At 34.2% G+C, this 20,042-nt stretch carries 21 protein-coding genes; 12 read left to right on the top strand and 9 right to left on the bottom strand.

Annotation, left to right across the window (positions count from 1 at the left end; all coding sequences use genetic code 11):
* Window positions 1-9 precede the first annotated feature (9 nt).
* From radC to EOD40_RS10015, 4 genes are all read right to left on the bottom strand, one after another.
* Window positions 10-702: a RadC family protein gene (gene radC / locus EOD40_RS10030; protein ID WP_128195150.1), complete on the bottom strand. Its 693-nt coding sequence runs from the start codon at window positions 700-702 to the stop codon at window positions 10-12.
* Between the two features lie 170 nt (window positions 703-872).
* Window positions 873-1,184 carry a GIY-YIG nuclease family protein gene (locus EOD40_RS10025; RefSeq protein WP_128195148.1) on the bottom strand — a complete coding sequence of 104 codons (312 nt, stop codon included), beginning with the start codon at window positions 1,182-1,184 and terminating at the stop codon, window positions 873-875.
* Between the two features lie 204 nt (window positions 1,185-1,388).
* Entirely contained in the window at window positions 1,389-2,744 is a 1,356-nt protein-coding gene (locus EOD40_RS10020) for a UDP-N-acetylmuramate--L-alanine ligase (RefSeq protein ID WP_128195146.1), read from the bottom strand.
* A gap of 36 nt (window positions 2,745-2,780) precedes the next feature.
* Entirely contained in the window at window positions 2,781-3,479 is a 699-nt protein-coding gene (locus EOD40_RS10015) for a tetratricopeptide repeat protein (protein ID WP_128195144.1), read from the bottom strand.
* A 140-nt stretch (window positions 3,480-3,619) separates the two neighbouring features.
* On the opposite strand from EOD40_RS10015, the gene EOD40_RS10010 reads away from it, so the two are divergent.
* Complete coding sequence (locus EOD40_RS10010; protein WP_128195142.1) at window positions 3,620-4,609, top strand: glycosyltransferase family protein; 990 nt, start codon at window positions 3,620-3,622, stop codon at window positions 4,607-4,609.
* Between the two features lie 230 nt (window positions 4,610-4,839).
* Window positions 4,840-6,453, top strand: coding sequence for a glycoside hydrolase family 43 protein (locus EOD40_RS10005; RefSeq protein ID WP_128195140.1), 1,614 nt, complete (start codon window positions 4,840-4,842; stop codon window positions 6,451-6,453).
* Between the two features lie 80 nt (window positions 6,454-6,533).
* On the opposite strand, the gene obgE is transcribed toward EOD40_RS10005, so the two are convergent.
* From obgE to hpt, 4 genes are all read right to left on the bottom strand, one after another.
* Window positions 6,534-7,535, bottom strand: a complete 1,002-nt coding sequence (obgE, locus tag EOD40_RS10000; protein WP_128195138.1) for a GTPase ObgE — start codon at window positions 7,533-7,535, stop codon at window positions 6,534-6,536.
* An 84-nt stretch (window positions 7,536-7,619) separates the two neighbouring features.
* Window positions 7,620-8,891, bottom strand: coding sequence for a hemolysin family protein (locus tag EOD40_RS09995; RefSeq protein WP_128195136.1), 1,272 nt, complete (start codon window positions 8,889-8,891; stop codon window positions 7,620-7,622).
* A gap of 88 nt (window positions 8,892-8,979) precedes the next feature.
* Entirely contained in the window at window positions 8,980-9,552 is a 573-nt protein-coding gene (locus tag EOD40_RS09990; protein WP_128195134.1) for an adenylate kinase, read from the bottom strand.
* 28 nt (window positions 9,553-9,580) lie between these two features.
* Window positions 9,581-10,111: a hypoxanthine phosphoribosyltransferase gene (gene hpt, locus EOD40_RS09985; RefSeq protein ID WP_128195132.1), complete on the bottom strand. Its 531-nt coding sequence runs from the start codon at window positions 10,109-10,111 to the stop codon at window positions 9,581-9,583.
* Window positions 10,112-10,211: 100 nt separating this feature from the next.
* Between hpt and EOD40_RS09980 the strand changes: the two genes are divergently transcribed.
* The 6 genes from EOD40_RS09980 to EOD40_RS09955 all read left to right on the top strand — a co-directional run bounded on the left by EOD40_RS09980 (window position 10,212) and on the right by EOD40_RS09955 (window position 15,344).
* Window positions 10,212-10,769 (top strand): hypothetical protein, encoded by a 558-nt coding sequence (locus EOD40_RS09980; protein WP_128195130.1) that lies wholly within the window; start codon window positions 10,212-10,214, stop codon window positions 10,767-10,769.
* A 33-nt stretch (window positions 10,770-10,802) separates the two neighbouring features.
* Window positions 10,803-11,051 carry a DUF6364 family protein gene (locus EOD40_RS09975; protein WP_073245893.1) on the top strand — a complete coding sequence of 83 codons (249 nt, stop codon included), beginning with the start codon at window positions 10,803-10,805 and terminating at the stop codon, window positions 11,049-11,051.
* The gene (locus EOD40_RS09970) at window positions 11,048-11,470 is read left to right on the top strand and encodes a type II toxin-antitoxin system VapC family toxin (protein WP_128195129.1); all 423 of its coding nucleotides are present in this window, start codon (window positions 11,048-11,050) and stop codon (window positions 11,468-11,470) included. Before EOD40_RS09975 ends, EOD40_RS09970 begins: the two co-directional genes overlap by 4 nt.
* 12 nt (window positions 11,471-11,482) lie before the next feature.
* Window positions 11,483-12,637: a 5-(carboxyamino)imidazole ribonucleotide synthase gene (locus EOD40_RS09965; RefSeq protein ID WP_128195127.1), complete on the top strand. Its 1,155-nt coding sequence runs from the start codon at window positions 11,483-11,485 to the stop codon at window positions 12,635-12,637.
* Between the two features lie 88 nt (window positions 12,638-12,725).
* Window positions 12,726-13,211 (top strand): 5-(carboxyamino)imidazole ribonucleotide mutase, encoded by a 486-nt coding sequence (gene purE, locus EOD40_RS09960; protein ID WP_128195125.1) that lies wholly within the window; start codon window positions 12,726-12,728, stop codon window positions 13,209-13,211.
* Window positions 13,212-13,316: 105 nt separating this feature from the next.
* Window positions 13,317-15,344: a M3 family metallopeptidase gene (locus tag EOD40_RS09955; protein ID WP_128195123.1), complete on the top strand. Its 2,028-nt coding sequence runs from the start codon at window positions 13,317-13,319 to the stop codon at window positions 15,342-15,344.
* A gap of 66 nt (window positions 15,345-15,410) precedes the next feature.
* Here the strand turns inward: EOD40_RS09955 and EOD40_RS09950 are convergent, their stop codons facing one another.
* A complete protein-coding gene (locus tag EOD40_RS09950) occupies window positions 15,411-16,154 on the bottom strand; it encodes an RDD family protein (RefSeq protein WP_128195121.1) in 744 nt (247 codons plus the stop codon).
* A gap of 20 nt (window positions 16,155-16,174) precedes the next feature.
* On the opposite strand from EOD40_RS09950, the gene EOD40_RS09945 reads away from it, so the two are divergent.
* Genes EOD40_RS09945 through EOD40_RS09930 form a run of 4 tightly spaced genes read left to right on the top strand, consistent with a single transcriptional unit; the run spans window position 16,175 to window position 20,030 of the window.
* Complete coding sequence (locus EOD40_RS09945; RefSeq protein WP_128195119.1) at window positions 16,175-17,140, top strand: stage II sporulation protein M; 966 nt, start codon at window positions 16,175-16,177, stop codon at window positions 17,138-17,140.
* Window positions 17,137-18,075, top strand: a complete 939-nt coding sequence (locus EOD40_RS09940; protein ID WP_128195117.1) for a hypothetical protein — start codon at window positions 17,137-17,139, stop codon at window positions 18,073-18,075. The genes EOD40_RS09945 and EOD40_RS09940 overlap by 4 nt, the downstream gene beginning before the upstream one ends.
* A complete protein-coding gene (locus EOD40_RS09935; RefSeq protein ID WP_128195115.1) occupies window positions 18,068-18,829 on the top strand; it encodes a DUF4129 domain-containing protein in 762 nt (253 codons plus the stop codon). Before EOD40_RS09940 ends, EOD40_RS09935 begins: the two co-directional genes overlap by 8 nt.
* Complete coding sequence (locus tag EOD40_RS09930; protein ID WP_128195113.1) at window positions 18,822-20,030, top strand: DUF4350 domain-containing protein; 1,209 nt, start codon at window positions 18,822-18,824, stop codon at window positions 20,028-20,030. The genes EOD40_RS09935 and EOD40_RS09930 overlap by 8 nt, the downstream gene beginning before the upstream one ends.
* The last annotated feature ends 12 nt before the right edge of the window (window positions 20,031-20,042 follow it).

The raw sequence follows: 20,042 nt of genomic DNA, 5'->3' as shown, positions 1-20,042 counted from the left end.
TTTTACTTTTTAAAAAATCCCTTCATCCACAAAGCTAAAATATTTTGTCTCAGTCACAATCAAATGATCCAAAACTTTAACATCTAAACTATCTCCGGCCAGCTTTAATTTCTTGGTAATTTGTTTATCTGCATCACTTGGAACCAATGTTCCCGATGGATGATTATGGCACAATATTAAAGCGGTTGCTCCTTTTTCGAGCGCCATTTTAAACACCAAACGCACATCTACAATTGTTCCCGTAATACCTCCAATACTTATTTGTACTTTCGAAATTACCTTATTGGAATTATTCAGATACAAAATCCAAAATTCCTCATGTGGCAATTCGCCAATAATGGGTTGCATAATTTCAAAAACAGTCTTACTCGAAGTAACTTTAGTCAATTCAACCGCTTCCTCTGATCTTCTTCGCCTCCCCAACTCCATTGCTGCAATAATCGAAATGGCCTTTGCCTCACCTATACCCTTAAACTCCATTAATTGCGCCATAGACAATTTACCAAGGCTACTCAAATTATTAGCTACTTTGGACAAAATCCTTTTGCTTAAATCAACCGCCGATTCGTTCCTGCTTCCGGAACCAATCAAAATAGCAATTAACTCGGCATCACTTAAAGCACTTTTACCTTTGAGTATTAATTTCTCTCTGGGCTTATCGTCTTCAGACCAATTGGTAATAGGGAAATGATTGTTTTCCATAGCAAAAGATTCAGTTTACAACAACTCACATATAGTAAATATAGTACTAAATCTTTTAAACACAAACATGTAATTCCTCTGAATTGAGATTCCTACGGAATGACAAACGGTGGGTTTTAAAAATTGGAGACAAAGCACTTCACACAAACTTGTCATTCCGTAGGAATCTATTATTTAAAATGACTATTCCAAAAATCTAAATTCGGATTTATTTCCTTAATCAAATTTAGTTTCTTTTCTCTGGAAAGATTTTTAATTTCTTTTTCCCGCTCTATTGCTAATTGAATCCAACTAAATTTTTCAAAATAAATTAAAAAATGTGAATTGTATTTAGCTGTAAAACTATTTGGGTTTAATTTACTTTCATGTTGTTGCAGCCGTAATTTCAAGTTATTGGTAACACCAGTATATAAAACCGTTCTGTTTTTATTGGTTAGAATATAAACATAAAAAGTATAAATCCCTTCTGTGTATTCAATCATAACAATTCATTATTACAGTTAGAAAACTTTGAAAAACAATAATAGTTACTCTTTTTTTTACGAAAAAACAGAACCCCAAACTTGTCATCCCTTAGAAATCCCAACACTTTACACTCACTGAACCGAGATTCCTACGGAATGACAAACGGTGGGTTTTAAAAATTGGCAACAAAAAACACTTCACACAATCTTTGAAGTTAGTTTTTATTCAATCAATCCTTTTACCTCATCAAAATTCAATCCGCCATAATTTCCAGAACTCATCAATAATAAAGCTGAATTATCCAGATTTAAATTGAAAAGATATTCTTTGAACTCAGCAGGATTAGTATAAATAATCAAATCTTCGCGATTGAATGCTTTGGCAATTTGCTCATAAGTTACTTCTTCTAATTGCTTAATTTTTACCGCATCCGGAGAATAAAAAACAACTGCTGTATCAGCATAAGCCAATGCGCCTTCGTATTCTTTCAAGAATTCGGCGTTCAAACTGCTGTAAGTATGCAGCTCCAAACAAGCCACGACGGTTCTATCCGGATACTGTTCTTTTACGGCTTTTGTGGTTGCAGAAACCTTAGATGGCGAATGCGCAAAATCTTTGTAAGCCACTTTTGTCTTACTTTCAGCAATTTTTTCCAACCGCTTTGAAGCACCTTTAAAACTTGCAATGGCTTCATAGAAATCGGCTTCATCAACTCCCATGTTTTGGCAAATCCATTTGGCTCCGGCCAAATTATTCAAATTATGCGCTCCAAAAACTTCAATTGGCATATCACCTTCAGGAGTTTCTAACAAGGTTGTTCCGTTTTCTACTTTATAATTAGGTGTATGATAAGCAATTTTTCGAATCGGATTTGTAGCTGCTTCGGCAACTCGTTTTACTTCTGAATCATTTTCATTGTAAACCAAAATTCCTCCGTTGGTAATTTTATCAATAAAAATTTCAAACTGCTCAACATAATTTTCATAGGTTGGAAACACATTAATATGATCCCAGGCAATCCCAGAAATCAAAGCAATATTAGGTTGGTACAAATGGAATTTTGGTCGTCTGTCAATTGGCGAAGACAAATATTCATCGCCTTCCAAAACCACAAAATCATTTTCTTCGGTAAGATGTACCATCGTATCAAAACCTTCTAATTGTGCACCCACCATATAATCCACTTCAATATCGTGGTAATGCATAACGTGCAAAATCATCGAAGTGATGGTTGTTTTCCCATGAGAACCACCAATAACCACACGGGTTTTATTTTTAGATTGTTCGTACAAAAACTCAGGATACGAATAGATTTTCAAGCCCAATTCCTGTGTTTTTAGCAATTCAGGATTATCCGCTTTGGCATGCATTCCTAAAATAACAGCATCAATATCAGCAGTGATTTTTTCAGGAAACCAACCTAATTCAGCGGGTAAAATTCCTTTTTTCTCTAAACGTGATTTCGAAGGTTCAAAGATGGCATCATCACTTCCTGTAACCTGATATCCTTTATTGTGTAATGCTAAAGCCAGGTTGTGCATGGCACTTCCGCCAATAGCTATAAAATGTGTTTTCATATTAGTTATCGCTTATGCGTAAATTTGTTTTCCTTATTAATTGTCGTTTTTCTTTTTAAATTCTTCCAAAACTGCTTGTGCTTTATCAGGTGATTTCATTTTATTGGCATACAAATTAGCCAATTTTTGATAGGTTTTCTTCGAATTTCCCACAGCAATGGCTTTTTTATATTGCTGCTCGGCAGTGGTATATCTTTTAAAATATTCTTCAATATGACCTCTGGATAAATAACCGTCAACAGCGGAAATCTGTAACAACTCATTCGAATACTGAATGGCTTTTTTCTCGCTTCCACCCAAAATTCCCGGCAATTGAAGATTCAATTCTATCAAAGCCCATCTGGCTTCAATGTGTTTTGGATTTAACAGAATTGCTTTTTCAAAATTCGTCCGCACTTCGTCAATCATTCCTAATGCCTTGAATTTATTCACCTCTAAAGCTTTCATTCCTAAAACACCGCCGTATTTAAAATAAAAATTGGCCTCAGAAGGTTTGGCTTTCTTCAGTTTTTCGTAATACAACAAGGCTTCGTCCCAGGCTTTACTGCGTCCTGCAATATCCCCTAAACATTCCATGATTTTTATATTGGATGGATTTTTTTTCAAAAGGACTTCAAACATTGGCTTAGCCTGTTCGAATTTTCCTTCTTCAAATAATTGCTGGGCTTTCTCAAAATTTACCTGAGAAAAAACCAATATTGGGAATAAAAAAAATACCAGCAGAATGTGTTTCATTTTCCAAAAATAAGGAAATTTAAAAGGATTATAAAAACTTTATCTCTTATAAAAAGTATAAATAATAACCTAATAGAAATCTTAAAACAACCTTATAATAACATCTTCAATTTACTTTCGTAAGATGAAAATTCAGATATATGAAAATATTCTATGCCATTCAGGCAACAGGAAATGGGCACATCAGTAGAGCAACACAATTGTATCCTTATCTACAAAAATTTGGTGAAGTAGATTTTTTCTTAAGTGGAAACAATGCCAGTTTAGACATCAAATTACCCATAAAATTCAAGAGTAAAGGCTGTAGTTTGCATTACAGCAAATGTGGCGGATTAAATTATTGGGACATTGTTAAAAACATTAAACCACGCCAAATATACAAAGATGCCGATGCGCTTCCGTTAAAAAATTATGATGTAATCATCAATGATTTTGATTCCATTACTTCCCTTGCTTGCAAAATGCAAAAAGTACATTCGGTTCAACTGGGACATCAGGCTAGTTTTATTTCTGCCAATACTCCAAGACCCGAAAAAAAGAGCATAATGGGCGAAATGATTCTGAAACATTATGCGCCATCTCCTAAAAACATTGGTTTGCATTTTGAAAAATACGATTCTTTTATTCTACCTCCCATCATCAAAGATGAGATTGTTCAAGCTGAACCTACCAACTTAAAACACATCACGGTTTACTTGCCGTCATTTGATAAAGATTGTTTGGAAAAAGCTTTTAACAAAGTCAATGACGTGCAATTTCACTGGTTTTTACAAGGAGTTGAGTTCAAACACACCATCGGGAATATTACCTATTTTCCGGTAAACCAAAAGAAATTCAACAACAGTTTAATTTCCTGCGAAGGCATCATCACCGGCGGCGGTTTTGAAACCCCAGCCGAAGCTTTATACTTAAAAAAGAAAGTACTTAGTATTCCCATTCGCAGTCATTACGAACAGGAATGCAATGCTGCCGCACTCAAAAAAATGGGCGTTCCTGTAGTTTATGAAATTGCTGCCGATTTTGACATTATTATAGAAGATTGGCTGAATTCTAACACACTTTATCCAACAATCAAACCCAATAATATCCCTGAAACCTTGCAGTATTTGTTTGATACTTATAAGCAATAAAAATTTCTGTTTTAAAACAAAAAAACCACTAAAGAACTCAGTTCCTTAGTGGTTTTTATATGTTGCAAAAATGCTATTTACTCATTCAACATTTTCCAAAGTTTGTTTTTCAATTCTGATAAGCTTTATTGGTTTGTAAAGCACTTACTTAAATTAACATATACAAGACAGTACAGGACAGAACCAAAAGCAGAAAAGAGTAATTTGGTCTTTTAAATAGACTATTAACTATGTTCAAAAACAACTTCTTAAAATTCGCTAAAAGATATTTAACTATCATTATTCTTTTCGTTTGTAGTTTCATAAATGCACAGGAAGCTCCAAAAAATTTCCAAAACCCAATCCTACCGGGATTCAACCCAGACCCATCCATTTGCAGAGTTGGAGATGATTACTATATGGTTACTTCTTCTTTTTGTTGGTATCCGGGCATTCCCATTTATCACAGTAAAGATTTAGTAAACTGGGAACTTGTAGGACATGGAATTACGCGTCCCGAACAACTAAATTTCAATGGTGTAAAAGACAAAAACGGAATTTGGGCGGTTACTATTCGATATCATAGTGGTTTGTTTTACCTCATAACAACTTGTTCTGATTGCAGTGGCAATTTTTACATTACTGCTAAAAACCCAGCCGGCCCATGGTCTGACCCTGTTTGGCTAAAAGATGCTGTAGGAATAGACCCTTCATTGATGTGGGATGATAATGACAAATGTTATTACTCCGGAAACAGCTGGGATTTCAAAAAGTCATGGCCAGGACAATGCGCTATTTGGACACAAGAATTAGATTTGAAACAACAAAAGTTAGTGGGCGAGAAAAAAATACTAACCTATGGATATGCTAATAATGCAGGTTATGCCGAATCCCCTCATATCTATAAAATAAATGGAGACTATTTATTGATTGCTGCCGAAGGTGGAACAGATATGTATCATTCCATTACAGCACATCATAGTTCTTCAATATTGGAATCCTTCAAAGCAGATAAAATAAATCCTGTATTGTCCCATAGACAATTAGGAAAAGATTACCCTATCCAGGCAGTTGGTCATGGTGATTTGGTACAAACTCAAAATGGCGACTGGTGGGCGGTTGTACTTGGTAAAAGACTGGTAGACGGACAAGTACCCCTTTCCCGTGAAACCTTTCTTTGCAAAGTAAATTTTGAAAATGGCACTCCAATATTTAATCCAGGACATGGAAAAGTTTTATTAGAACAGGAACGTCCTAACCTGCCATGGACACCTGTAAAAAAAGAACCTTTCAGAGATGAATTTAGTTTAGATAGTTTAGCCTTAAAATGGCACACTGTAAGAACACCTAAAGAAAAATGGTATAGTTTAGACAAAGGTTTTTTAACCCTAAAATTACGTCCACAAGTTGTAGACAGTTTAGTCAATGCATCCATGCTAATACAACGCACCAGTCATTTTCAATTTTCAGCATCTACCAAATTAAATTTCAAAACTTCAAAAGAAAATGAACAAGCTGGTTTGATTATTTACAGAACTAATGAAAGTTATTACATGCTAATGAAAGAAAAGGCGCGTATTGTGTTAATTAGAAAATTTAATGGTAAAAAAGAAATAATAGCCGAAGCTCCGTACACTAAACCAGAAGTCTATTTTAATGTTAAGGCCGATAAATTAGATTTACAATTTAGTTTTGGCGAAAGCTTAGACCACATGAATACCATTGGTAACATACAAAGTTTGGTGGTAATTTCAGAAAGTACCGTTAATAAATTTAATGGCACTGGGATTGGCTTGTATGCAACAAGTAATGGTCAAATAACCAAAACCAAAGCTTCATTCGATTGGTTTGAATACAAATACTAAAAACTACAAATCAATAAAACAAAAAACCACTAAAGAACTGAGTTCTTTAGTGGTTTTTTGTTTTATTGTAAAAATGTTATTTACTCATTCAACATTTTCCAAAGTTTATCTTTCAATTCTGTTAATCCTTGTTGGGCAACAGAAGAAATAAACAGATAAGGAATGTCTTTGAACGAAACATCCAGCTCGGCCTTCAATTCGGCTTTTAATTCATCATCCAGCATATCGCATTTAGAGATAACCAAAAGACGTTCTTTATCTAACATTTCCGGATTGTATTTTGTCAATTCATTAACCAAAATATCATATTCTCCTTTGATGTCTGGTGTGTCTACCGGAACAAGAAACAACAAGGTTGAATTTCGCTCAATATGACGCAAGAAATAATGTCCTAAACCTTTTCCTTCGGCTGCTCCTTCAATAATTCCAGGAATATCGGCAATAACGAAAGATTGAAAATCACGGTATGCTACAATTCCTAAATTTGGTTTTAAAGTCGTAAATGGATAATCGGCAATTTTTGGCTTAGCCGAAGTCAAAACCGATAATAAAGTAGATTTTCCAGCATTTGGAAAACCAACTAAACCAACATCGGCCAAAACTTTAAGTTCCAAAATAACGTCCATTTCTACACCAACTAAACCTGGTTGGGCATATCTAGGGGTCTGGTTAGTTGAACTTCTAAAATGCCAGTTTCCTAAACCACCTTTTCCTCCCAGGCAAAGAATTCTTTTCTCACCATGTTCAGTAACTTCAAATAAAACTTCACCCGTTTCTTTGTCTTTCACTACAGTTCCTAATGGTACTTCGATAAATTTATCATCTCCATCAGCTCCTGTACTTCTATCTCCTCCACCGTCTCCACCGTGACCCGCTTTAATATGGCGTGCAAATTTTAAGTGAAATAAAGTCCACAATGCTTTATTTCCAACTAAATAAACGTGTCCACCACGACCACCATCACCACCATCTGGTCCTCCATACTGGATGAACTTTTCTCTATGTAAATGCGTAGAACCTTTTCCTCCTTTTCCAGATGAAACAAATATTTTTACGTAATCTACAAAATTTCCTTCTGTCATTTCTTTTAATTTTCAGTGGTCAGTGGTCAGTATTTTAGTAGTCAGCTTGTTTACTGAATACTAAAAACTGAATACTGAACACTATTATTTTAAGGCTTTCACCATTACTTTATCAATCTTCACTCCATCCATGTCAATCACTTCCAATTCAAATTTGTGCCATATCAATTTCTCTCCCTGCTTAGGAATTCGTGACAATTCGGTCATGATTAATCCGCTTACAGTTGTTACTTCATAATCGCTTAACAATTCATCCAAATCAAAATAAGTTAAGAAATCATGTAACGAATAATGTCCGTCAACTAACCAATTACCATCTTCCCTTTCGATCAATTGGAAATCTTCTTTGTAAAAATCAGATGCGTTTCCAACCAATGCTTCCAAAATATCATTCAACGTGATTATTCCTTGAAAAACACCGTATTCATCAGCTATAACAGCATAATGAATTCCTGTTTTTTTAAAGTTTTCCAATGCATTATAAGCCGTTGTGTACTCCATCAAATAGGGCGGCTCTGTCATGATACTTTCCAATTTGAAATTTTCTTTCTCAATGGTAGCAAAAATATTTTTCAGACTTACAACACCTACAATCTCATCAAAATTATCCTTATATACTGGATAAAAAGAATGTAATTCCTGAAGCATAAACTCTTTAACCTGACTTTTATTCGAATCTAATGGCAACATCACCACCGAATTTCTATGGGTCATCAACGAATTTACTTTACGGTCTCCAATATGAAAAACACGCTCCACAATATCCTGTTCAATCTCCTGAACTTCTCCTACCTCGGTTCCTTCTTTGATAATGGCTTTAATTTCTTCTTCGGTAACTTTTCCATCTGCTGTTGGTCTTATTTGAAGAATATTCAATAAAAACTCGGTCGAATGGGTCAACATCCAAATAAATGGAGCTGTAACAATCGAAACTATTTTCATAGGCATAGCAACTCCTTTTGCAATCGCTTCAGGATAATTCAAGCCAATTCTTTTGGGTAATAATTCACCTAATACCAATGAAAAAAACGTCAATACCACTACCACAATTCCCACCGCGATAGAATGTGCCTGAGGTTTTAAAATAGTAAAACCCGAAACAAAAATTTCTACATCAGTCGTAATCTTATCACCACTAAAAATACCGGTCAAAATTCCGATTAGCGTAATTCCAATTTGAACTGTTGACAGAAATTTATTTGGCGAATTAGCCAAATCCAGCGCTATTTGTGCACTATTATTTCCTTTTTTAGCAGAATTTTCTAGTCTGGATTTTCTAGCCGAAATCAATGCAATTTCGGACATCGAAAAAAGTCCGTTGAGTAAAATCAAAAAAAGAATTATAAATAGTTCCATTCAGTATGTTGCTAGTTTAAAAATTTAAAGTTTAAGGTCGCTAAAAAACTCTAGCAACTTTAAACTTTAAACATCAAACATTTTTTATTTACAAATTGTCAATTACGTTACTTAAACGTTCCGTAATTTCAGCAATAGATCCAATACCGTTTACAGCATGAAATTTATTTTGCTCTTTATAAAATCCAATAAGAGGTGCTGTTTTCTCATTATATTCCTGGTATCTGTTACGAATTTTTTCTTCGTCCTGATCATCTGCTCTTCCAGAAGTTTTTCCTCTTTCTAATAATCTTGCTACAAGAATTTCATCATCAGCTTCTAATGCAATTGTAGCTGTAATTTTTTGATTTTTTGTAGTCAAGAAAGCGTCCAAAGCCTCTGCCTGTGCAATTGTTCTTGGAAAACCATCAAATAAGAAACCTGCAGAATCCGGATTACCTTCCACTTCACTTTGCAACATTTTTATTGTTACTTCATCAGGAACTAATTCGCCGTTATTGATATACGTTTGCGCTAGTTTTCCCAGTTCAGTTTCGTTTTTGATATTAAATCTAAAAATATCACCTGTTGAAAGATGAGTCAAATTGTATTTTCCTTTTAAAAACTCAGCCTGAGTTCCTTTTCCTGCTCCTGGTTTCCCAAATAAAACAATGTTAGTCATAAACTTTTTTAATTTTTTATTTAATGATTTAATCTTTTAACTGATATACTTCCGGTAAATTCCTGCCTAAACCATCATAGTCTAAACCAAAACCTACTATAAATTTATTTGGAATTTGAATTCCAATATAATCAATTTTCACCTCTTTTTTATAGGCTTCCGGCTTAAAAAAAAGAGTCGCTATTTTAAAATGTTTCAAGTTTTGTTTCTTAAACAATTCTTTCAACTCTACAATGGTATGTCCCGTATCGATAATATCTTCAATTACCACAACCGAACGTCCCGTTAAATCCTGATTCAACCCGATTAATTCTTTCACTTTTTCCGTTGACGACAAGCCGTTATAAGAAGCCATTTTTACAAAACTCACTTCGCATGGCTTTTTATAACTTTTTACAAAGTCGGAAACCACCATGAAAGAACCGTTTAAAACACCAACAAAAACCGGAATTTCATCAACAAAATCATCTGCAATCTGAGCTACCATTTTCTGGATAGCAAAGTCGATTTCTTCGGCAGAAATAAACGGAACAAATTGTTTATCGTGAAGTTGAATCATTATTTTTTATTTTAAAATAATGCGCAAAGATAGGGATTTCGAAATTGAGTTTTGCAATTGATTCTTAATTTGTATTTTTAATGCCAATTCTTACAAAATAATGAGTGAATTAGCCACAATTATTGCACAAACAACAGGATATAAAAACAGCCGACAAGCCGCTGCCAATTATATGATGGCTCGCGCCGAACTCATGAATGATTTTATGCGAATTTGTTTCGAAAACACGAATCCTGACCACTACAAAGGGTGCTGGGCTATGGAATTGATTGCCTTAGAAAAACTGGATTACTTTCAAAATTATCTGCCTTTAATTTGTTCCAAAAGCAAAACACTCACTAACGAAAGTGCCATCAGACCACTTTCAAAAGTCATTTTTCTACTCATAGAAGCCCATTATAAAACTTCGAAAAATGAAATTCATTTTACCGAAAGCCAACGTCAGGAACTCATCGAAATTAATTTTGACTGGCTTATAACCGATACAAAAGTAGCTTCAAAAGTATATGCCATGCGCAGTTTACAGCTTTTAGGAAAAGAATACAATTGGATTCATCCCGAATTGCAAACCATATTAGCTAAAGATTTCAGCACGCATACTGCTGCTTACAAATCGGTTTCTAAGCATATTTTGAAGAAAATAAACCATCAAAAATAATTATTACGTACATTTGTAAAAAATATACGTATCATGAACACTAAGCTCACTTTGTCGTTAGAAAAAGAAGTTATAGAACAGGCAAAATCCTATGCTAAAAAAACTGGCAGAAGTTTATCTGAACTAGTGGAAAGTTACTTTAAAAATCTGACTGAAAAAACAGAAAAAGAAGATGAAATAGACCCAAAAATCAAAAAACTGATAGGGATTATAACACTTCCAGATGATTTTGATGAAAACAAAGCAAGAGATGAATATTACAAAGAAAAATACGGTTTATGAAAAATATTTTTCTGGACAGTAATATCCTGATGGACATTTTTGCAAACAGACAGCCTTTTGTAAAAGCATCATTAGAAATTTACAAACTTGGAGTCAACAACAAAATCAATCTTTACACTTCTTCAAATACCATTACAACTTTACATTATCTTCTAAAAAAGTTTATTTCGGAAGATAAAATAAGAATGGCCTTGGAAGAAATTTTAGAAAACATTCAAATAATTGCTGTTGATATCAATATCATTAGAAAAAGTCTAAAATCGAGTCATAAAGATTTTGAAGACGCAATTCAAATTACCGCTGCGCAATCAATTCACAACATGGACTGCATTGTTACAAGAGATTTAAAAGATTTTAAAAATTCGGAAATTAAGGTTTTCACACCTGATGAATTTTTAACTAAAACAACAATATTATAATTATTTTACAAGATGAATTATTTTTCTTCTGATTTTAAATTAGGAATTCTAGGAGGCGGACAATTGGGAAAAATGCTCTTATTCGATACTAGAAAATTCGACATACAAACTTACGTTCTTGACCCAAGCGACGAAGCTCCCAGCCGAATGGCTTGCAACCAATTTTTTAAAGGCGATTTAATGGATTTTGACACCGTTTATCAATTTGGAAAATTAGTTGACGTACTCACTTTCGAAATCGAATTGGTTAATTTAGAAGCTTTAGAAAAACTAGAAGACGAAGGTTTAAAAATCTATCCTTCTCCAAAAACCCTGAGAAAGATTCAAAATAAAGGAACGCAAAAAGATTTTTACACCGAACACGGCATTCCAACAGCAACTTACAAACGCTTTAATGATTTAAAAAGTCTTGTAGTGCAAATTTTAGATTCCAAATTAAAAATGCCTTTTGTATGGAAATGCACTGAATTTGGATACGACGGTAATGGTGTAAAAATCATCCGTGAAATTGCTGATTTAGACAATCTTCCTAATGTAGAATGTATCGCCGAAGAAATGGTTCCGTTCAAAAATGAATTGGCCGTTATCGTTTGTCGCAATCCATCGGGAGAAATCAAAACCTATCCTGTGGTCGAAATGGAATTTCATCCCGAAGCTAATCAGGTAGAATATGTAATTTGTCCTGCCCGAATAGACGAAAAAGTAGCCGAAAAAGCCAGAGCGATTGCATTGAATGTTTCTCAAAACTTCAATCACGTTGGACTTTTGGCTGTCGAAATGTTCCAAACACACGACGACCAAATTATAGTAAACGAGGTTGCTCCCCGCCCACACAATTCAGGACACTATTCTATCGAAGCGAGTTACACCTCTCAATTTGAAAACCATGTACGTGCTATTTTAGATTTACCTCTTGGAAATACCGACAGCAAAGTGGCTGGAATTATGGTAAATTTAGTAGGTGAAGAAGGTTTTTCTGGAAATGTAGTCTACAAAAACATCGAAAAAATATTAGGATGGTACGGTGTTACACCACACATCTACGGTAAAAAAGAAACACGTCCTTTTAGAAAAATGGGACACGTAACCATTGTAAACGAGAACATGACCGAAGCACGAAAAATTGCTGAGGATGTAAAGAATACGATTAGAGTAATTTCAAAATAATCAAAAAATTTAAAGATTGAAAAATTTAAAGATTGTGATATACTAATTTTTAAATCTTTCAATCATTTAATCTTTAAATAAAAAATAAATGAGCAAAGTAGCCGTAATCATGGGAAGTATCTCTGACATGCCAGTCATGCAGGATGCAATCAACATATTAAAAGAATTTGGAATCGAAACAGAAGTAGATATTGTTTCGGCACACAGAACACCGGAGAAATTATTCGATTTTAGTAATAATGCACATCAAAGAGGGATTTCGGTAATTATTGCCGGTGCCGGAGGTGCGGCTCATTTACCTGGAATGGTTGCTTCGATGTCACCGCTTCCTGTAATTGGAGTTCCTGTAAAATCAAGCAATTCTATTGATGGCTGGGATTCTGTTTTATCTATTCTACAAATGCCGGGCGGCGTTCCTGTAGCTACTGTTGCCTTAAACGGAGCAAAAAATGCTGGAATCTTAGCGGCACAAATCATCGGAAGTGCTGATGCTGCAGTTTTAAACAAAATCATTGACTATAAAGAAAACTTAAAAGAAGCTGTAATTAAAGCTTCTGAAAGCTTAAAAAAATAAAATAATTTCACGGAGATTCGCAAAGAAAACACAGAGACTCACAAAATATTTTAGTGTCTCTTAGCGTGTTCCCTTTGCGAATCTTTGCGTAACAAAACAATCCACATGAGCATTCTAACAAAACATTTCGATACCAAACACAATACAGCTCCTTTTTCGCAAATAAAAAATGAAGATTATTTTCCTGCTTTCCAGGAAGGAATTGCTTTGGCGAAAGCCGAAATCGATGCGATTGTAACTAATCCTGAAGCATCCACTTTTGCAAACACTATCGAAGCGATGGATTATTCGGGAGCTATTCTCGATAGAATTTCGAGTATTTTCTTCAATTTAAATTCGGCTGAAACCAGTGACGAAATGCAAAAAATTGCGCAGGAAGTTTCGCCTTTGTTGTCTGAATTCGGGAACGACATTACGCTAAACGCTGATTTGTTCGCACGTGTAAAAGCAGTTTACGAACAAAAAGACACGTTGAATTTGAACACAGAACAGGCTACACTTTTAGACAAAAAATACAAGAGTTTTTCCAGAAACGGAGCGAATTTATCTGAAGAAAAGAAAAGTGAATTACGTGAAATTGATAAAGAATTATCGAAATTAAGTTTACAATTTGGCGAAAATGTCTTGGCGGAAACCAACGCTTTTCAACTACACCTAACCGATGAAAAAGACTTAGCCGGTTTGCCAGAAGGCACTATCGAAGCAGCACGTTCTTTGGCGAAAAGCGAAGAAAAAGAAGGTTGGATTTTTACCTTAGATCATCCTAGTTACCTTCCGTTTATGACGTATGCTTACAATCGCGAATTGCGTAAAAAACTAGCAATTGCTTTTGGCGCAAGAAGTTTTCAAAACAATGAATTTGACAATCAGGAAATCGTTTTAAAAATTGCAAAACTTCGTCACAAGAGAGCCAATTTATTAGGCTATCAAACCCACGCTCATTTTGTTTTAGAAGAACGCATGGCTGAAAGTCCTGAAAAAGTAATGGCTTTTGAAAATGATTTATTGGCGAAAGCCAAACCTGCTGCCCAGAAAGAATTTGCTCAACTAACTGAATTCGCAAAAAAATTAGACGGTATCGAGCAATTGGAAAAATGGGATGGGGCTTACTATTCGGAGAAATTAAAACAACAGCTTTTTAATTTAGACGACGAAAAATTAAAACCTTATTTTCAGTTAGAAAAAGTATTGAATGGTGCTTTTGTAATCGCCGGAAAATTATACGGACTCACTTTCACCGAAGTATTTGACATTGACAAATACCACGACGAAGTGATGACTTATGAAGTTAGAGACGAAAACAACAATTTGGTCTCCATATTCTACGCCGACTTTTTCCCGAGAAAAGGAAAACGAAATGGTGCTTGGATGACTTCATTCAAATCACAATATGTAAAAGACGGCGTGAACGAAAGACCGCATATTTCGAACGTTTGTAACTTTACAAAACCTACTGAAACCAAACCGTCATTATTGACTTTTAATGAAGTAACGACTTTATTTCACGAATTTGGTCACGGCTTACACGGAATGTTAGCAAACACAACTTATCCAAGTTTATCCGGAACTTCGGTATTCTGGGACTTTGTAGAATTACCAAGTCAGGTGATGGAAAACTGGTGTTACGAACCGGAAGCCTTAGCTTTATTTGCAACACATTACCAAACAGGAGAAGTTATTCCGATGGAATATGTAGAAAAAATTAAAGAAAGTGCCAGTTTTCAGGAAGGTTTAGCAACGTTACGCCAATTGAGTTTTGGATTATTAGACATGGCTTGGCACGGACAAGATCCAACGAATATTACCGATTTAAAAGCTTTTGAAACGGAACAATTTGCCAATACGCAATTGTATCCGGATGTAAAAGAAAACGCTATGAGTACTGCCTTTTCACATATTTTCCAAGGCGGTTATTCATCAGGATATTACAGCTATAAATGGGCTGAAGTTTTGGATGCTGACGCTTTTGAATATTTCAAAGAAAATGGCATTTTCAACAAAGAAGTAGCTACCAAATTCAAAGACAATGTACTTTCAAAAGGTGGTACCGAAAACCCGATGACTTTATACAAACGCTTTAGAGGTCAGGAACCAAAACCTGAGGCTTTGTTAAAAAGAGCGGGATTGATATAAAGATTTCAGTATACAGATTTTAGAATACAGATAAAAACCGAAGTAGAAATGCTTCGGTTTTATTTTTTACATATTTTGAGTGTAATAATTGTAGTCTTTTAGAATGGTCTTAATAAATGCTATCTTGCCTTCACATTCATTTTTAATCCCTGAAAAGCTTTCAATTTTTGCCGCTAATTTACTTATCGTCTCATAATCATTTATCGCTTCAGCTCTTTGAAAATTTTCTTTAATGATACGCATATCATTATCCGAAAATTTAATCACCAAAGGATATTTGGGCTGGTATTCATTACCTATTTCTTCCAAAATGGTATGACTTATATTTATCTTATTTTTCAAAGAAATAACCGCAGTCCCGGCCACCATATCGCCTAGCCGTTGGTTCTTTTTACTGGAAACTATAGTTATAAAAGCAAAAACGCCACTAAAAATAGAAATATCTATCAGCCGAAAAAACCAGCGCATCAAATAATCACCAAAACCAGCCTGATATCCTTCGACCTTGACTACTTTTATCTTCACTATTTTTTTTCCCAGAGTTTGCCCTTCAAATAACGCTTCTAAGGTCATGGAATAAATAACTATTGGAAAATAAAACAGAAAAATAAGCGCCATACGAGACCAGGGATCTAAAACCCCTAACAACCTACTGAATCCCAAACCATAAAAAAAGACTACATAAACAGTGATGCCATAAGCTATTTTAATGAGCAAATCAATAAAATAAGATTGTACCCGCTCTCCTACCGAAGCCGTTTTAAAATTTATGAGAACATTTTGTGTTGTATTTATAGATAATTCTGACATATTTTATATTTTAGCAAACAATGAGAGAAATTGCATTCATAAAACAAAATAAAGAAAAATGGCTGGAATTCGAACTGGCTATTTTTGGTAAAGCTAAAAAAAATACTGATGATTTAGCTAATTTATACATTCAATTAATGAATGATTTATCTTACGCCCGCACATATTACCCAAAAAGCAAAACCGTTGTTTACCTGAATCATCTGGCTTCCTTGAGCTATCAGAAAATTTACAAAACCAAAAGAGAAGACAAAAACAGAATTCTGGAATTCTTTAAAACCGAAGTACCTTTACTGGTTTATGAATACAAACCTTACCTACTGTATGCCTTTGTATTGTTTTTTGCCACTGTTACCATGGGAGTAATTTCAGCAAAATACGACGCTAATTTTGTCCGTTTAATACTTGGCGATGGTTATGTCAATATGACTTTGGAGAATATCAAAAAAGGAAATCCAATGGCGGTTTATGGTTCCGGAAGCAATTGGGGCAGTTTTATTGCGATAACTTTAAATAATATTTATGTTGGGGCAAGGTGTTATGTTTATGGCCTTTTTGGAGGGTTGGGAACTTTTTACATCTTTTTGCAAAACTCTTTAATGTTAGGATCTTTCCAGTATTTTTTTTACCAACAGGGCGTATTCTGGAAAAGTGTCCGTGGCATTTGGATTCATGGTTCCATGGAGATATTTGCAATTATAATCGAAAGTTCAGCCGGTTTTATTTTAGGAGCCTCAATCCTTTTCCCTAAAACTTATTCGAGAATGAATTCCTTTAAAATGGGTTTCAAAAATAGTTTCAAAATATTTTTAAGTACGCTTCCTTTCACTATCAGTGCCGGATTTCTTGAAGGTTTTATTACCCGTTTTTCGATAGACATGCCTATCTGGCTGAGTAGTTTTATTATATTAATTACCCTAGGAATTATTTCATTTTATTACCTGATTTATCCATCTATTGTTCACAAAAAAACAACTGCAATATGACGTTTATACTTTTTAAAAAGAGAGAATTTAGCGATCTCATCTCAGACACCTTTAGCTTTTTTAAAATTAACGGGAAACACTTTTTCAGGAATTACTTCCTTATCAATGGAGGTCTATTAGTTCTATTTTGTGCATTGCTTTATTTTGTTTTCAAAATCTATTTTGAAGTATTATTTTCGGGTTCAGGCACTCTAAAGGCAAACTACCTCTCCCAATATTTCAGCAATAATATGGGCTTGTTTTCCGGTACATTTTCATTTTTTCTACTGCTGATTATTGCCATATCCTTAATTAATGTAGCCTATCCGGTACTGTATTTACAACTGTTAAACACCAAAAAAGGAGCCGAATTCACAAGCGCTGAAATTATAAACAGCCTAAAAGAGAATATCAGCAAAATGATAAAATTCTCCATCGGATTTATTTTTATCCTCATGCCGATAATGATGGTTGTTTTTACATTACTGTTTTTGCTCTGTATCATTATCATTGGAATACCGATGCTAATGATTACTGCACCGGCCTTTCTCACATGGCTAAACTTAAGTTTCTATACCTATCTTACCGAAGAATTGCGTTTTTTCGCTTCACTAAAAAAAGGATATTCATTGCTTAAACAACAATTTTGGGCTGTTGTGGGAGCCTCATTCATCATTCTGATTCTTATACAGTTTATCCAAACAATCATTACGATGATACCATATTTCTTTGGTACAGCGCTGTTTCTTACTTCTACTAATTTAGGAACACCAGATGCCACTAAAAATATCGGCTTTTTCATCAGCTTTATTTTCATTTTTGCAATTCTAATGGGTGCGCTATTCAACAATTTGATTATTGTAAATCAGGGAATCATCTATTACAGTTTGAGAGAAGAAACCGAAAATAACAGCTCAGAAAGTCAAATCGATTTAATAGGAATGGACAATGAATAAAATTTTCATCGTCATATCTTTTCTCTTTTTTCTGAGCACTACAAATGCTCAGGACTCATTGGCTGTAGCCAAAAAAGAAGCTGTAAGTATAAGCAAATTTCAAGAAAAAGATATCATTGTAGATGCCGATTCTATTGCATTAAAAAGCTTTTCTAAAAATTACAAACAAAAATATTCTGATTCCGATTTTATCTATGAATACCAGCCCGCTGAAAAAAACGCCTGGGATCGTTTTAAAGAATGGGTTGTTAATTTGCTTATTAATTTTTTCAAATTAGGCAATCTCAAAACTTCAATTCTTGTCATCAAAATTTTAGGTGTTTTGATAATCCTATTGGTAATTTACCTCATCACCAAAGCGATAATCAACAAGGAAGGACAATGGATTTTTGGAAGCAATTCAAACAAAAAGAGAATAGAATATCACGATATTGAAAAAAACATTCATCTGATTGATTTTGAAAAATTAATCCATGAAAGTCTCGAACAAGGCAAAAAAAGACTTTGTATTCGCTATTATTATTTATGGCTGTTAAAAGTGATGACCGAAAATAATTTTATAGAATGGCATGTTGACAAAACCAATACCGATTATTTGTACGAGCTACAAAGCAAACCTCACAAAGACGAGTTTACATATTTGTCGTATCTGTATAATTACATTTGGTATGGCGAGTTCGATATGGACGACAACAGTTTTCAAAACACTCAAAGCCGATTCAAGGACGCATTAAAAACTTTTGGCAATGAATAGAACTATTAAAATATACATTGCCTTTTTAGTGTTGGTGTTTGCATTGATACTAATAACCGATTACAATCGTCCAAAACCTATCGATTGGAATCCAAGCTATTCTGTGAATGACAAAATCCCTTTTGGACTTTATGTTTTTGACAAAGAAATAGGCGGAATTTTTAAAAATCAAAAGATAGAACGCTTAGCTACTGTTACACCTTATGAGTTTTTAAATTCAAAATACAATCCAAATCCTTCGTCAAATACCTATACAGTAAAAGGAACCCTTTTAAACATTTCTGAATTTGCGGCAATCGATGATGAATCCATAAAAGAGATTTTATATTTTGTTTCCCACGGAAATACTGCTTTTTTAAGTATGAAAACATTTCCGCAATCTTTATTAGACAGTTTAAAATTAGATTACCGTACTGATTTTAACTATTCTAACAACAGTTCGATTTGGCTTGCCAATAAAAATCTTGGGACGCAAAAATATAATTTTGTCGAAGGAATGGGCGATTATTATTTCTCCAAAATAGATACATTAACAACTACCATCCTGGGCTACCAAGGCAATAAAACCAATACAGACAGAATCAATTTTATAAAAGTCCCTTATTCAAACGGCTATTTCTATTTGCATACCCAACCTGCTGTTTTTACCAATTTTCATTTGTTAAAAGCCAATCATCAGCAATATGCTGAAAAGATTTTATCCTATATTCCTAAAGGAGCTGTTTTTTGGTATATGAAACCCCGAAACAATGAAAACATTTCCAATTCACCGTTGCGTTATATTCTGGGACAGCCTGCCTTAAAATGGGCCTGGTATTTCTTTTTAATTGGCACATTGATTTTTATACTTTTTAATGCCAAACGAAAACAACGCGTTGTTCCCATAATCCAACCTTTATCTAATTTAACCGTTGATTTCACTAAAACAATTGGTAATTTATATTATCAGGAAGGCGATCACAACAGTATAATTGATAAAAAAATCATTTACTTTCTGGAAAAAATCCGCAACGAATACTTGCTGGACACAACAAAACTTAACGAAGAGTTCATAAACAAACTGCATCACAAATCCGGAAAAAACAGAGAGGACATTAAAAATCTGGTGCAACTTATTATCGATTATCGAAAAAGCCATTATCATAGCGTAGAATATGATTTAATACAGATTAACAAAGCCATCGAAAAAATTTTAAATTAATATTTTTAAAAA

Origin of the sequence: Flavobacterium sufflavum, assembly GCF_004016525.1 — a bacterium.
GTDB classification, from domain to species: Bacteria; Bacteroidota; Bacteroidia; order Flavobacteriales; family Flavobacteriaceae; genus Flavobacterium; species Flavobacterium sufflavum.
This window is presented reverse-complemented; position numbering and strand designations above follow the sequence as displayed.